The sequence below is a fragment of the Variovorax sp. YR752 genome (genome assembly GCF_943372545.1).
In genome coordinates, this window is sequence record NZ_CALRZC010000006.1 from 73,295 (window position 1) to 86,470 (window position 13,176).

Genomic DNA, 13,176 nt, shown 5'->3' on the forward strand with positions numbered 1-13,176 from the left:
CGCAAGTGCTTGATTTGAAAGGGATTGGTGTTCCGCATTCAGTCATCCGGCGTTGCATTGCGACATCGATGAAACACCTTCATGTTTCAATGCGACATGCCCAGCGACCGCGCTTCCCCCCACTTTTTCCCGGCTTCCGTGCGCAGCGGCGAGCTGCCGCGCCTGTGTTTCCTGAGCTACCGGCAGATCCGCGGGTTCGCGATGCCGGTGGTGGCGGAGTACACCGGCCGCGCCGAGATCGAGGTGGTCGACGGCACCTTCGGCGACGCGCTCGCCATTGCGCGCGACCGCCTCGAGCGCGGTCTGGTCGATGCCTTCGTGAGCGCGGGCTCGAACGCGAGCATCCTGCGCGCCGGCCTGCAGGCGCCGGTCGCCACCATCCAGCTGAGCGGCTTCGACCTGCTGCAGGCGCTCATCAAGGCGCGGCGCATGTCCAGCCGCGTCGGCGTCGTCATGTACGGCCAGACCATCCCCGAACTCGACGAGGTGAAGGACCTGCTCAACATCGAGGTGGTGCAGCACGCCTACCAGACGCCCGACGACGCGCGCCAGCGTTTCGAGCAGCTGCGGCGCGAGGGCTTCGAGGTGATCGTCGGCTCCAGCCTCGTTGTCGAACTCGCGGAGCAGGCCGGCCTGCATGGGCTGCTCGCCTACTCGCTGGGCAGCGTGCGCAAAGGCTTCGAAGACGCGCTCGAACTCGCGCGCGTCGCGCGGCTCGAAGCCGGCCGCTATGAGCAGCTCAACGGCGTGCTGCACAACCTGCAGGAGGCCGTGCTGGCGGTGAACCGCGACAACCGCGTGATCGCGGTCAACCCGCCGATGCAGCAGCTGCTCGGCCCGCCGCATGCGCGGCTCATCGGCCAGTCGCTGGAGGCGATCGAACCCGAGCTGTCGCTGCAGCCGACGCTCGACAGCGGACAGGTCGAGCGCGCCGTGGTGCAGCGCTTTGCGCAGCGCGACTGGGTGGTCAACCGCACGCCGATCCGCGAGCACGGCGAGATCGTCGGTGCCGCCCTCACCCTGTACGACGCGCGCACCATCCAGGAAGCCGACACCAGCCTGCGCATCCAGCAGGGCCGGCGCCAGAGCGCGGCGCGCCACCGCTTCGCCAACCTCATCGGCCAGAGCCCGGCCTTCGTGCGTGCCGTGCAGACCGCCCGGCGCTTTGCGCGCACCGACCTCACGGTGCTGATCGCCGGGGAGAGCGGCGTCGGCAAGGAGCTGTTCGCACAGTCCATTCACAACGAGAGCGTGCGCGCGGGGCGTCCCTTCGTCGCCGTCAACTGCGCCGCGTTTCCGGAAGCACTGCTGGAAAGCGAGCTGTTCGGCTACGAGGAAGGCGCCTTCACCGGCTCACGCCGCGGCGGCAAGCGCGGCCTGTTCGAGGCGGCGCACACGGGCACCCTCTTCCTCGACGAGATCGGCGACATGCCGCTGCAGCTGCAGACGCGCCTGCTGCGCGTGCTGCAGGAGCGCGAGATCACGCGGCTCGGCGCCACGGCCGCCATTCCGGTCGATGTGCGCGTGATCGCCGCCACGCACCAGCCGCTGAACGACATGATTGCCGAGCGCCGCTTCCGGCAAGACCTGTTCTACCGGCTCAACACGCTGCGCCTGCCACTGCCGCCCTTGCGCGAGCGGCGCGAAGACATCGCGCCGCTGGCCGAAGCACAGGTCGACCGCTGCCTGCAGCGCCTGGGCACGCGCCTGGACCCGGTGCGCGCGCTGGCACCACTGCTGCCGCGCCTGCGCGCCTACGACTGGCCCGGCAACATCCGCGAACTGGAAAACCTCGGCGAGCGCATCGCTGTGTTCCTCATGCAGTTCGACCGCCTCGAGGACGTTCGCTACGAGGAACTGCGGCACGACCTGCCGGAGCTTTTCGCCGATGCCGAACCCGAGGCGGCGGACACCGCCGGCTTGAGCGCTGCGCGCGTGGCCGTGGCACTGCAGGCGCAAGGCGGCAACCGGCAGGCCGCAGCCCGGCAGCTCGGCGTGAGCCGGTCCACGCTGTGGCGCTGGATGCGCGAACACGGCGCCGACACGCCGGGCTAGAAGAGCCCGCGTTGTGAAGTCGTCAACGCCATGAAGCTCTCTCCCATGGGCTGAAGAATGGCATCGGCGATCGGCTGCAGCTGCCGGGTCAGGTAGTGCTCGTAGTCGATGCGCGAGTGGCGGGTTTCCAGCGGCTCCGGCCCGTTCTGCGTCATGACGTATTGAATCCAGCCGCCCTTCTGATACTGCTTCGGGCGGCCGACCCGGCCGTTGTGGTCGTCGGCGATGCGCGCGGCCCGCACCTGCGGCGGCACGTTGACCAAATAGGCATCGAGCTGATGGCGCAGGCGCTTGCGGTAGATGAGCAGGTCGTCCTTGGCGCCCGCCAGCGTCGACCTTGCGTAGTCGGTCACGAACGCCTTGTAGGGCTCGCCCTGGAAGATGCGTGACAGCAGGCCCTCCTGGAACTGACGCGCCAGCGGGGTCCAGTCGCTGCGTGCCATCTCGAGGCCGCGGTACACCATCTCCTCCTTGCCCGCGGCATCCACGCTGAGGCCCGCGTAGCGCTTCTTGCTGCCCACCTCCGAGCCGCGGATGGTGGGCATGAAGAACTTCTTGTAGTGGGTATCGACCTCGATCTCGAGAAAGCTCTCCAGGCCCTGTTCCTCGCGCAGCGTGCGCGCCCACCAGTCGTTGATGTCGGCCGCCAGGCGGGTCGCGACGGCGTGCGCCTCGTCGTTGGTGTGGGTGCGCCTGAGCCAGATGAAGATGGAGTCGGTGTCGCCATAAATGGCCTCGTAGCCGCGCTGCTCCACGAACTCACGCGTGAGCTTCATCATCTCGTGCCCGCGCAGGGTCACGGCGGACACCAGCTTCGGGTTGAAGAACCGGCACTCGGACGCGCCCAGCACGCCGGCAAACGAGTTCATGAGCAGCTTCAGCGCCTGCGACAGCGGCTCGTTCTTCGTGCGCTTGGCCTCGTCCCGCGCGCGCCACAGCGTGGTCACGATTTCCGGCAGGCAGTGCCTGTCGCGCGAGAAGACGGTCTCTTGCGGCCCGTGGATGAGCCCGCTCGGGTCGGAGGCGTTCGAGCCCTCGACGAGGCCCACCGGATCGACCAGAAAGGTCCGGATGATCGAGGGGTAGAGGCTCTTGTAGTCCAGCACCACGACCGAGTCGTAGAAGCCCGGCTTCGAGTCCATCACGTAGCCGCCGGGATAGGCCTTGCTCGCGATCTCGCCCACGCTCGGCGCCACGTAGCCCAGGCGATGCATGCGCGGCAGGTAGTGGTGGCTGAACGCGGCAATGGAGCCGCCGAAGTGGTCGGCCTGCAGGCCGGTGGCCTGGGCCCGTTCCATCATGAACTGCAGCAGCTTCGCCTTGTCGAAGATGCGCAGCACCAGCTCGCAGTCGCGGATGTTGTAGTGCGCGAGCGCGGGCTTGTCTTCCTGATAGCGCCGCTCGATTTCGGCCATCTTGTCGTACTCGTCGCCGATGGCCTTGCCTTCGCCGAGCAGCGCTTGCGAGACGCTCTCGAGGCTGAACGACGGAAAGCTCCACACAGCAGCCTTGAGTGCGTCGATGCCGTCGAGGATGACCCGGCCCGGTGTCGGCGCGAACAGGTAGCCCTGCTTGCCCGGATGGGTCCGCCATTCGATGGGGCGGCGCTCGCGCCCCAGGAGCAGCGGCACGCCACAGTCGTTGGCGGTCTTCTGCAGCACGCGCAGGTCGAACTGGATGACGTTCCATCCGATGACGACATCGGGGTCGTTGCGCTCGAACCAGTCGTTGAGCTGCTCGATCATGGCCTTGCGGGTCGGGCAGTAGACGAGCGAGAAATCCATGGGCTCGCCCGGCTCGGACGGCGGCTCGCCCAGCATGAAGACGACGCGCTCCGGTGTGCCGTCCAGCGCAATGGAATAGAGCCCTTCGTGCTGGCTCGTCTCGATGTCCAGCGACACGACCTTCAGCACCGGCCGGAATTCGGGCGCGGGCTTGAGCTTGCAGTCGACGAGGACCGCGCCCTCAACCCGCCCTCCTTCCACCCGCACGCCGGCGGTGATGAAGCGCTCCATCAGGTAGCGGTCGTGCGGGCGCACGTCGGCTTCGAGCAGCGGGATGCCCTGTGCCTGGAGGGCGCGGGCCAACCGGCCCAGCTGGCGGAAGTGCGTCGCATAGACACCGAGGACGGGTTCCTGCTGGAAGCTCTGGAGCTCGAGCTCGCGCAGCTGCACGCCCGGCATGGCCGCGAGGTGAGCTTCCACCGCTGGCCTGTACCGGGCGGCGACGAACGCGACGCTGCTGTGAGAGGTCAGGACCACTTTCCGTGGCCCCGCCTCGGTGGCCAGCCAGTACTCGATCTCGGTGCCGGCGTGTGCATCACGCCAGTGGCGCGTGAGGATGAAGCCCTGGAGGTCAGTGGATGTCACGGGCGCTTGGCGATCGGGTCGAGTGGAAAAGGCGGATTTGGGGTGGGAGGATTTTCACCCGGCCGTTTGTGGCTCCGACCCGTTGATCCATCCACTGATTGGGTCGTCTGAAAGGAGTCGAATCATCGCCCCTTGCACCCCGCGCTACCGGTTCCCGTGGACTCCCACAAATACGGTATTTGGTTTGCAAACAACTCCACTAGATTCGCCCCATCACGGACCAAAAAGACGCAGGGCCCGAGCGAACGATGCCCCGTTTCACTTGCTATCGGCGGGCCTCACGAGTTGCGCGTCGGCCCTCCCGCAAAGCGTTCGGACCAAAGCGATTTCGAGTGGGGACAGATGAAAAAGAGACTGGCAAACAAGGAGTTGAAATGAACGTAAAAAAAGTTGCATGTGCAGCCGTGCTTGGCGCGGTCTGGTCGTCGCTGGTATTCGCTCAATGCGAGCCGGAGCAGCGAGCGTATGACATTGCAGGAGCAAGCTGCCACAAGAAATGGAGAACGGCGAACGACATTTCCGAATGCAAAAACGAAGAACTGGCGGCTGCGGCGGCGAAGCTGCAGCAATGCTTCAGAGACATCAACGCCGGAAAGCGCAAGCGTTGATCTGATGCCGAGCATCGGGAAAACCGATTGCAATTCATCATTTGATTGAACGAGGTCAAAAAGGAGTTCATATGATTCGATTTTCTCTCGCCATCTTGCTGGCTTTCGTGTCTTCTCATGCGCTCGCCAGCAACTGGACGACCGCCATGGACAACAAGAGAAGATGTGAAACCGCCGCCCATGAGGCTGAAAAAGATCGCCGACACATGGCAGCCAATCACTACAAGCAGTGCGCCAAGGAGTTTCAGGCTGCCGCCCAATACTTTCGGGAAAATGATCAGGCGTACAACGGAAAAACGGCCTTTCAGCGTGGGCTTGACCAACACAACAAGGGGAACATGCAATAGCCAGCATGCCTTGCGCTGTGACGATGGACTCGAGCGCGGTGGAAGACCGGCGAGCCCATCCACAGCGGCATCGATCTGATCGAAATTCGCAATGACCGACAGGTCCCTGCACCTCTACATGACGATGTCCGAGATGTTCTCGGACCACCTGAGTGCAACGGGGGCCTACCCGGACAAGTTCATCTTGAGCACCGTGCTGCACAGGCAGTACTTGCGAGACTGGGTGCTCATGCGTCAGATGGTCACGACGCGCATCGACCCGACCCACCACATGGGTGTGCCCATCGAGATTTCCGACACCACTGTCAGCATCATGGTGGCCTCTGACGGCACAGAGGTCGCGCTCCCGTGATGCGCCTGCTCCCTCTGCGTTTCGTCGCCCCGCTCTGGCAGACGCGGGCCGGCGCAACCCGAATCGCGCGGCATCCCAAGGATTACCATCGACCGGGCCACGCCGCCCCTCTCATGCCCATGAATGTCGACACCGCTTCCGTGCCCCCCGCCCTCGCCCAGGAAATGCCTGCCCCCGACGGCCCGCTGTCGCGTGCGCGGCCGGGGCGCGAACGCATCATGGCGGCCATCCGCACGGCGGCGGTGACCGAGTTCAGCCTGCACGGCCTGAAGGGCACCTCCACGCAGGCCATCGCCGCGCGCGCCGGCCTCACCAAGCCCCAGCTGCATTACTACATCGCCGGCAAGGAAGAGCTCTATGAAGAGCTGCTGATGCAGGTGCTGCATGCCTGGAAGGTGGTGTTCTCGTTCGAGGACGCGAGCGGCCCGGCGACGGTGCTGGGCGACTACATCCGCAAGAAGCTCGACCACGCGTTCGACAACCCCGAGATCTCGCGCATCTTCACGCGCGAAGTGCTCGACGGCGGTCGCAACCTCGACCGCTACTGGCCCAACGCGCAGGCCTGGACGCAGAAGAAGGTCGACATCATCAACGGCTGGATCGCGCGCGGGCAGATGCGCCCGCTCGATGCGCGCCTGCTGCTGATGCACATCTGGGCCATGACCCAGAGCTACGCCGACTACGCGATCCAGACGCGCGTGATGCTCGGCCTGCCGCCCGAGGCGCCGATCGACCGCGAACCGATCGCGCGGGAACTGGTGGCCTTCGTGCTGGGCGGCTGCGGCATCAAGGCCTGAGCCGCACCGCTCAGGCCACGTCCGCTTCCCAGGCGCGGCCCGTCGGGTCGGCCAGTGCGAGCCGCATCGTCTCGATGAAACGGCGCAGGCGCGCAGGCTGAAAGCGCGCGTGCGGATAGACCAGGTACACGGGCAGCGGCGCCACCTGCCATTGCGGCACGAGCTGCACCAGCCGCCCCGCCGCGATGTCGGCCTTCAGCAGCCAGGTCGACCCCAGGCAGGCGCCCAGGCCCATGCGGGCCGCGCTCTGCAGCGCATAGAGGCTGTCGGTGCTCATGCGCGGCTGGATCGGCACGCGCGCGGTTTCGCCGCTCGGCCAGTGCGTGAACTGCACCTCGTTGCGATAGAAGGTGCGCAACGCGAGCCACGGCAGCGCGGCCAGTTCGGCCGCGTGCGTGGGCGGCGTGCGCCCTTCCAGCACCGAGGGCGCGGCCACCACCACGCGCGGCACCTCCGAGAGCTTGACCGCCACGGCCATGGCGTCGGTCACCTCGCCCACCTGGATCGCGCAGTCGACGCCTTCGGCGATGAAGTCGGGCCGGCGGTCGTTCAGCAGCCATTCGACGGACACGCGCGGGTAGGCACGCAGGTAATCGGCCAGCGGACCGACCAGCAGCATCTGGCCCAGCGCATGCGGCGCCACCACGCGCAGCGTGCCCTCGGGCTCGTCGCCCACGCCGCGCAGGTCGGCCTCGAAGGCATGCCAGTCGGCAATCAGCTCCCTGGCGCGCTCGTAGCAGCGCTCGCCGTCCTCCGTGAGCTTCATGGCGTGCGTGGAGCGGCGCAGGAGCCGCACGCCCAGCGAGCGCTCCAGCGCCTGCAGGCGACGGCTCACGGTGGGCTGGGTCGCGCCCATCTGGAGCGCGGCCGCCGACAGGCTGCCGGCCTCGACGATGTGGACAAAGGTCTGCATCAGCTCGATGCGATCGACAGCGGGTGAAGTTGACATGGCCTTGCTTTATACGTTTGGCGTATGGGCATTGTGCGGCTCGCGGGACTACCAAGCCAAGCACCCAGAGGGCACATTTCAGGCATTGCTTCAGATTCAAGGGTTAACACCATGTATTCCATTCAAAGCACGCATACACCGGCCACGGCGCAGGGGCACGACCTGCCAGCTTCGCTCGTCCTGCTGCTGGCCGCTGGCGCGGGGCTGTCGGTGGCGTCGCTCTACTACGTGCAGCCGATGCTCGGCGTGCTGGGCGTCGACATCGGCGCCTCCGCCCGCGCGGTGGGCTTCATCCCCACGCTCACGCTGCTGGGCTATGCGCTGGGCATCCTGCTGCTGGCGCCGCTGGGCGACCGCTTCGACCGGCGCCGCATCGTGCTGATCAAGGCGGCGGCGCTGTGCGCCGCGTTGCTGGTGGCCGGCGCCGCACCGTCGATCGGCGTACTGCTCGCGGCCAGCCTCGCGATCGGGCTGGCGGCCACGATGGCGCAGGACATCGTGCCCGCCGCCGCCACGCTGGCGCCCGACGCCACGCGCGGCAAGACGGTCGGCACAGTGATGACGGGGTTGCTGCTGGGCATCCTGCTGTCGCGCGTGGTGAGCGGCTTCGTGGCCGAGCACTTCGGCTGGCGCGCGATGTTCATCGCGGCCGCGGCCAGCATCGCGCTCATCGGCGCCGCGGCCTGGCGCGGGCTGCCGCGCTTCCGGCCGACCACGCACCTGGCCTACGGCGCACTGCTCGGCTCGCTGGGCACGCTGTGGTCGCGCCACGGCACGCTGCGCCGTGCGGCGCTGGCCCAGGCGCTGCTGGCGGTGGGATTCAGCGCGTTCTGGTCGACGCTGGCGGTGATGCTGCACGGCGCACCCTTCCACCTGGGCAGCGCGGCCGCCGGCGCCTTCGGCCTGGCCGGCGCGGCGGGCGCACTGGCGGCACCGCTGGCGGGACGGCTCGCCGACCGGCGCGGACCCGAACTGGTGACGCGCCTGGGCGCGGGGCTCACAGTGGTGTCGTTCGCAGCCATGGGGCTGGCACCGCTGATGGCGCCGCATGCGCAGCTGTGGCTGCTGGCACTCGCCGCGGTCGGCTTCGACCTGGGCATGCAGGCGACGTTGATCGCGCACCAGACGATCGTCTACGGCATCGAGCCCGGCGCGCGCAGCCGACTCAATGCGGTGCTGTTCACCGGCATGTTCATCGGCATGGCGACCGGCTCGGCGCTGGGTGCGCTGGCGCTCGCCGCCTGGGGCTGGGCCGGCGTGACGGTGCTGGCCACCGCCACGGCCGCCGCCGCGCTGGCGGTGCGGCTCTGGCCGCGCAAGGCAACGGCCACGTAGCCCCACCCACAGCGGGACCGCGCCCGCTCCCCAGTCCGGTGCACCCGGACTGGCACGCCGTTTGCATAACCTGACCACTTGCTCTGATTGATTGGTCAAATTCATGCAACCGCGCGTCGCCTGCTCCCTTTCGATGGAAAAAAGCGTCCCCGTGCACCCGGCGGGGGCGCTTTTCGCATGAACGGCATGAACGGCATGAATGCGCCCGTGCTGCTGGACCACGCACGGCTGCCGCGCTGGCTGCTGCCCACCGACTGGCCGCAGCGCCACGGCGTGCCCGAACTCGCACGCATCGCCATCGAGGCCGGCCGCGTTCGGTCGGTGCAGCCCGCGATGGACAGCGACACGCCCGCGTCCGGCTGGGACCTCGCCGGCACGCTCGCCCTTCCCGCCTTCGTCGACGCGCACACGCACCTGGACAAGGCATTCACGCTGCCGCGCATGCAAAAGGTGCAGCCCGGCCTGCTCGGCGCGATCGACGCGATGCTGGCCGACCGCGTGCGCTGGACGCCCGCCGATGTGCGCGAGCGCGCATCGCGTGGCCTGCAGTGGGCCTGGGAATGCGGCACGACGCATGTGCGCACGCATGTCGACTGGTGGGAGCCCGACGCGCTGCCGATGGCGTGGCCCGTGATGGCCGAGCTGGCGCAGGAATGGGCCGGCCGGGTACGGCTGGAGCAGGTCGCGCTCATCAAGCTGCCCTTGTTCGAAGACGCGGCGCAGGCCCTGCGCCTCGCGCAACAAGTGAAGGCCACCGGCCCGCACGCGCTGCTCGGCGGCTTCGTGCACTCCAGCAACTGGAGCGAGAACGCCCTGCGCAACCTGCTGGTGTCGGCACAAGCGTGCGACCTCGACATCGACCTGCACGTCGACGAAGAACTCAACGCCGCGGCCGTCGGCCTGCAGACCACCGCACGCCTGCTGCGCGAAATCGGCTACGAAGGCCGCGTGGTCTGCGGCCACCTCTGCGCGCTCGCGGCCCAGCCCGAGGCACAGGCCTTCGCCACACTGGATGCCGTGGCGCGCGCGCCGATCACCGTAGTGTCGCTGCCCGCCACCAACCTGCTGCTGCAGGACGCCGTCACCGGGCGCACGCCGCGCCAGCGCGGCATCACGCTGGTCAAGGAAGCGCATGCGCGCGGCATTCCGTTGCTGTTCGCGAGCGACAACGTGCAAGACCCGTTCTGCCGGCTCGGCAGCTTCGACCCCGTCGAGGCACTGGGCACGGCCGCGCTGGTGGCCCAGCTCGACGAGCCCTTCGACACCTGGTCGCAGGCGCTGTGCCGCGCCGACTGGCTGCGGCGCGAGCCTGCGCTCGCGCGGCCCACGCTGGTCGGCATGCCGGCCGACCTCGTGCTCTTCACCGAGGCCGACCGCTTCGGCTGGCCTTCGCGCACCGCATCGCGCGTGGTGCTGCGCGATGGCCGCGTCGCGCGCGGCGACGTGCCTGCCGCATGGCGCACCGCCGCTCACGCCATCGCCTGACCCGCCTAACAACCCCAAGGACTTCCCATGCTCCACGGCTACATCCCGCCCCACCGCTTCCTGCCCTACCTGAGCTGGACCGAAATCGCCGCGCTGCCCGAGCGCGAAGACACCGTCGTCGTGCTGCCGTGCGGCGCCATCGAACAGCACGGCCCGCACCTGCCGTGCTCGGTCGACAGCGTCATCGCGTCCGGCGTGATGGGCAAGGCACTCGAAAAATTGCCGGCCGAGGTGCGCGCCTTTGCGCTACCGCCGATCACCTATGGCAAGTCGGAGGAGCACCTGCACTTTCCCGGCACGATGACGCTCACGGGCACCACGCTGCTGTCGACCGTGATCGAAATCGGCGAGTCGGTGTACCGCTCGGGCTTTCGCAAACTGCTGTTCGCCAACGGGCACGGCGGCCAGCCGCAGGTGCTGGAGATGGCGGCGCGCGAACTGCGCCTGCGCCATGGCGACTTCGTGATCGTGCCGCACGGCGTGTCGCGCCTGCCCAGCGCGGCCAGCCAGCAGGTCAGTGAGCAGGAGAAAAAACTCGCGATGCACGCGGGCCATTCCGAGACCGCGCTGATGCTCGCGCTGGCCCCCGACACCGTGCACATGGAACGCGCCGTGGTCAACTTTCCACCGCCCTTCCCGATCAAGCTGCTGTCGGCCGACGGCCGCCCCGCCTGCGCGTGGACCGCGCGCGACTTCGGCCCCAGCGGCGTGATCGGCGACCCGACCAGCGCCACGCGCGAACAGGGCCTGGCGATCCTGGACACGCTCTCGGACAGCTGGGCGCAGGCGCTGACCGAGCTGTACGCGCTGCGCTGGATCGTGCGCGAAGAAGCCACCTGGGAGCGCGGCCACCAGCAGGGCTTCATTCAACAGTCGTTCGAGCCCGCCTGAGCCGCGCCCGCAGCGGTCCATCTTTTTTTAACCCGTTCTTCCACCCTGCCTTCGAGAGGTTCCCACCATGCGCTCCTTCGCTCTTTCCCTGGCCGGCGCCGCCGCGCTCGCCCTGTCCGCCGCCGCACCGGCGCAGGCCCAGGACAAGTTCACGTACATGACCAACTGGTATGCGCAGGCCGAGCACGGCGGCTTCTACCAGGCGGTGGCGCAGGGCATCTACAAGAAGCATGGCCTGGACGTGACCATCAAGATGGGCGGCCCGCAGGTCAACATCACGCAGATGATGGCCGCGGGACAGGCCGACTGCATCATGGGATCGAGCGACATCCAGATGATGCAGGTGCGCGAAGGCGGCGTGCCGGTGGTCAACGTGGCGGCCTTCTTCCAGAAGGACCCGCAGGTGCTGATCGCGCACGACGACGTCAAGAAATTCGAAGACCTGAAGGGCAAGACGCTGCTCATCGGCGCGCAGGCCAACCGCGGCTACTGGCCCTGGCTCAAGGCCCGGTTCGGCCTGAAGGACGAACAGACGCGCCCCTACACCTTCAACATCCAGCCCTTCGTGGCCGACGCGAACACCGCGCAGCAGGGCTACCTGACCTCCGAGCCCTACGCGATCCAGAAGGCCAGCGTGAAGAGCACCGTGCTCATGTTCAGCGACCACGGCTACCCCTCGTACGCCGTCACCGTGTCGTGCATGGACAAGACGGTGAAGGAACGCAGCAAGCAGGTCGCCGCCTTCGTGAAGGCCTCGGCCGAAGGCTGGAAGAGCTACCTCGCCGACCCGGCACCGGCCAACGCGCTGATCAAGAAAGACAACCCCAACATGACCGACGACCAGCTCGCCTATAGCGTGGCCAAGCTGAAGGAGATGGGCATGGTCACCGGGGGCGATGCGGCCAAGCTCGGCATCGGCGTGATCACCGATGCGCGCGCCAAGGCGAGCTACGACTTCCTGGTGGCCTCCAAGCTGCTCGACCCGGCCAAGGTCGACCTGGCGAAAACCTACACGACCGAGTTCGTGAAGGACGCCAAGGTCTTGCCCTGAACCTCGCCGCGCCATGAACCGCATCGAACCCCACACCCTCGCGCCACCGGCCGATTTCGCATCGCCGGTGCCCGCCGTCGAGATCCTCTCGGCCGAGAAGACCTACCCCAACGGCACGCAGGCGCTGCTGCCGGTGGACCTGTCGATTGCCGAGGGCGAGTTCGTCACGCTGCTCGGCCCCTCGGGCTGCGGCAAGAGCACGCTGCTCAAGATGGTGGCGGGGATGCTCGAGCCCAGCGACGGCCGCCTGCTGGTGTGGCGCAAGCCCGTGAGCCAGCTGCATGACAGCACGCGAAAGATGTCGTTCGTTTTCCAGTCGGCCACGCTGATGCCGTGGGCCAGCGTGCAGACCAATGTGCGCCTGCCGCTGGACCTGGCCGGCGTGCCGCGCAAGGAAGCCGACGCGCGCGTGACGGAGTCGCTCGCGCTCGTGGGCCTGGAAAAGTTTGCCGACGCCTTGCCGCGTGCGCTGTCCGGCGGCATGCAGATGCGCGTGTCGATTGCGCGCGGCCTGGTCACGCAGCCCGACCTGCTGCTGATGGACGAGCCCTTCGGGGCGCTCGACGAGATCACGCGCCACAAGCTCGACGCCGACCTGCTCGACCTGTGGCGCAAGAAGAAGCTCACCGTGATCTTCGTGACGCACTCGATCCACGAGGCGGTGTTCCTGTCGAGCCGCGTGGTGATGATGGCCGCGCGGCCGGGTCGCGTGGTCGAGCAGTTCCAGATCGACGAACCCTATCCGCGCCAGGCCGACTTCATGGTCACGCCCGGGTTCGCGCGCTACGCGAAGCAATTGCAGGACAGCCTGCTGCGCGCCAGCACCACCGAAGAGGAGGCCGCACGATGAAGACAGCGACGAAACCCGCGGCGCCGCTGCTGAGCCAGCCGCGCGTGCAGCGCGTGCTCTACCCCGTGCTCATCGGCGTCGTGCTGG

At 67.7% G+C, this 13,176-nt stretch carries 12 protein-coding genes; 10 read left to right on the plus strand and 2 right to left on the minus strand.

The window, feature by feature from the left end; all coding sequences use genetic code 11:
* The first annotated feature begins 96 nt into the window (after positions 1–96).
* Complete coding sequence (prpR, locus tag AAG801_RS02535; RefSeq protein WP_341887034.1) at positions 97–2,055, plus strand: propionate catabolism operon regulatory protein PrpR; 1,959 nt, start codon at positions 97–99, stop codon at positions 2,053–2,055.
* On the opposite strand, the gene AAG801_RS02540 is transcribed toward prpR, so the two are convergent.
* Positions 2,052–4,424, minus strand: a complete 2,373-nt coding sequence (locus AAG801_RS02540; RefSeq protein ID WP_341887025.1) for a DNA polymerase II — start codon at positions 4,422–4,424, stop codon at positions 2,052–2,054. The two genes, prpR and AAG801_RS02540, sit on opposite strands and share 4 nt — an antisense overlap.
* 374 nt (positions 4,425–4,798) lie before the next feature.
* Here AAG801_RS02540 and AAG801_RS02545 point away from each other — a divergent pair, with 374 nt between their 5' ends.
* From AAG801_RS02545 to AAG801_RS02560, 4 genes are all read left to right on the plus strand, one after another.
* Entirely contained in the window at positions 4,799–5,032 is a 234-nt protein-coding gene (locus tag AAG801_RS02545) for a hypothetical protein (RefSeq protein ID WP_341887026.1), read from the plus strand.
* 71 nt (positions 5,033–5,103) lie between these two features.
* Positions 5,104–5,379, plus strand: coding sequence for a hypothetical protein (locus tag AAG801_RS02550; protein ID WP_101489810.1), 276 nt, complete (start codon positions 5,104–5,106; stop codon positions 5,377–5,379).
* A 91-nt stretch (positions 5,380–5,470) separates the two neighbouring features.
* On the plus strand, positions 5,471–5,731 hold the full coding sequence (locus AAG801_RS02555) for a hypothetical protein (protein WP_341887027.1): 261 nt from the start codon (positions 5,471–5,473) through the stop codon (positions 5,729–5,731).
* A 164-nt stretch (positions 5,732–5,895) separates the two neighbouring features.
* Positions 5,896–6,528, plus strand: a complete 633-nt coding sequence (locus AAG801_RS02560) for a TetR family transcriptional regulator C-terminal domain-containing protein (protein ID WP_101490301.1) — start codon at positions 5,896–5,898, stop codon at positions 6,526–6,528.
* Positions 6,529–6,538: 10 nt separating this feature from the next.
* Here AAG801_RS02560 and AAG801_RS02565 read toward each other — a convergent pair whose 3' ends face one another.
* On the minus strand, positions 6,539–7,477 hold the full coding sequence (locus AAG801_RS02565; protein WP_341887028.1) for a LysR family transcriptional regulator: 939 nt from the start codon (positions 7,475–7,477) through the stop codon (positions 6,539–6,541).
* A 111-nt stretch (positions 7,478–7,588) separates the two neighbouring features.
* Between AAG801_RS02565 and AAG801_RS02570 the strand changes: the two genes are divergently transcribed.
* The 5 genes from AAG801_RS02570 to AAG801_RS02590 all read left to right on the plus strand — a co-directional run bounded on the left by AAG801_RS02570 (position 7,589) and on the right by AAG801_RS02590 (position 13,089).
* The gene (locus tag AAG801_RS02570; RefSeq protein WP_341887029.1) at positions 7,589–8,812 is read left to right on the plus strand and encodes an MFS transporter; all 1,224 of its coding nucleotides are present in this window, start codon (positions 7,589–7,591) and stop codon (positions 8,810–8,812) included.
* A 195-nt stretch (positions 8,813–9,007) separates the two neighbouring features.
* Positions 9,008–10,297 carry an amidohydrolase family protein gene (locus tag AAG801_RS02575; RefSeq protein ID WP_341887035.1) on the plus strand — a complete coding sequence of 430 codons (1,290 nt, stop codon included), beginning with the start codon at positions 9,008–9,010 and terminating at the stop codon, positions 10,295–10,297.
* A gap of 27 nt (positions 10,298–10,324) precedes the next feature.
* A complete protein-coding gene (locus AAG801_RS02580) occupies positions 10,325–11,188 on the plus strand; it encodes a creatininase family protein (RefSeq protein ID WP_341887030.1) in 864 nt (287 codons plus the stop codon).
* Between the two features lie 67 nt (positions 11,189–11,255).
* The gene (locus tag AAG801_RS02585; protein ID WP_341887031.1) at positions 11,256–12,239 is read left to right on the plus strand and encodes an ABC transporter substrate-binding protein; all 984 of its coding nucleotides are present in this window, start codon (positions 11,256–11,258) and stop codon (positions 12,237–12,239) included.
* Positions 12,240–12,252: 13 nt separating this feature from the next.
* Positions 12,253–13,089: an ABC transporter ATP-binding protein gene (locus AAG801_RS02590; protein ID WP_341887032.1), complete on the plus strand. Its 837-nt coding sequence runs from the start codon at positions 12,253–12,255 to the stop codon at positions 13,087–13,089.
* Positions 13,090–13,176 lie beyond the last annotated feature (87 nt).

Excerpts from the sequence above, each read along its gene's own strand:
- AAG801_RS02590 (WP_341887032.1), top strand. The coding sequence starts at position 12,253 with ATGAACCGCATCGAACCCCACACCCTCGCGCCACCGGCCGATTTCGCA.
- AAG801_RS02545 (WP_341887026.1), top strand. The coding sequence starts at position 4,799 with ATGAACGTAAAAAAAGTTGCATGTGCAGCCGTGCTTGGCGCGGTCTGG.
- AAG801_RS02570 (WP_341887029.1), top strand. The coding sequence starts at position 7,589 with ATGTATTCCATTCAAAGCACGCATACACCGGCCACGGCGCAGGGGCAC.
- prpR (WP_341887034.1), top strand. The coding sequence starts at position 97 with ATGCCCAGCGACCGCGCTTCCCCCCACTTTTTCCCGGCTTCCGTGCGC.
- AAG801_RS02565 (WP_341887028.1), bottom strand. The coding sequence starts at position 7,477 with ATGTCAACTTCACCCGCTGTCGATCGCATCGAGCTGATGCAGACCTTT.
- AAG801_RS02585 (WP_341887031.1), top strand. The coding sequence starts at position 11,256 with ATGCGCTCCTTCGCTCTTTCCCTGGCCGGCGCCGCCGCGCTCGCCCTG.
- AAG801_RS02580 (WP_341887030.1), top strand. The coding sequence starts at position 10,325 with ATGCTCCACGGCTACATCCCGCCCCACCGCTTCCTGCCCTACCTGAGC.
- AAG801_RS02555 (WP_341887027.1), top strand. The coding sequence starts at position 5,471 with ATGACCGACAGGTCCCTGCACCTCTACATGACGATGTCCGAGATGTTC.
- AAG801_RS02550 (WP_101489810.1), top strand. The coding sequence starts at position 5,104 with ATGATTCGATTTTCTCTCGCCATCTTGCTGGCTTTCGTGTCTTCTCAT.
- AAG801_RS02560 (WP_101490301.1), top strand. The coding sequence starts at position 5,896 with ATGCCTGCCCCCGACGGCCCGCTGTCGCGTGCGCGGCCGGGGCGCGAA.
- AAG801_RS02575 (WP_341887035.1), top strand. The coding sequence starts at position 9,008 with ATGAATGCGCCCGTGCTGCTGGACCACGCACGGCTGCCGCGCTGGCTG.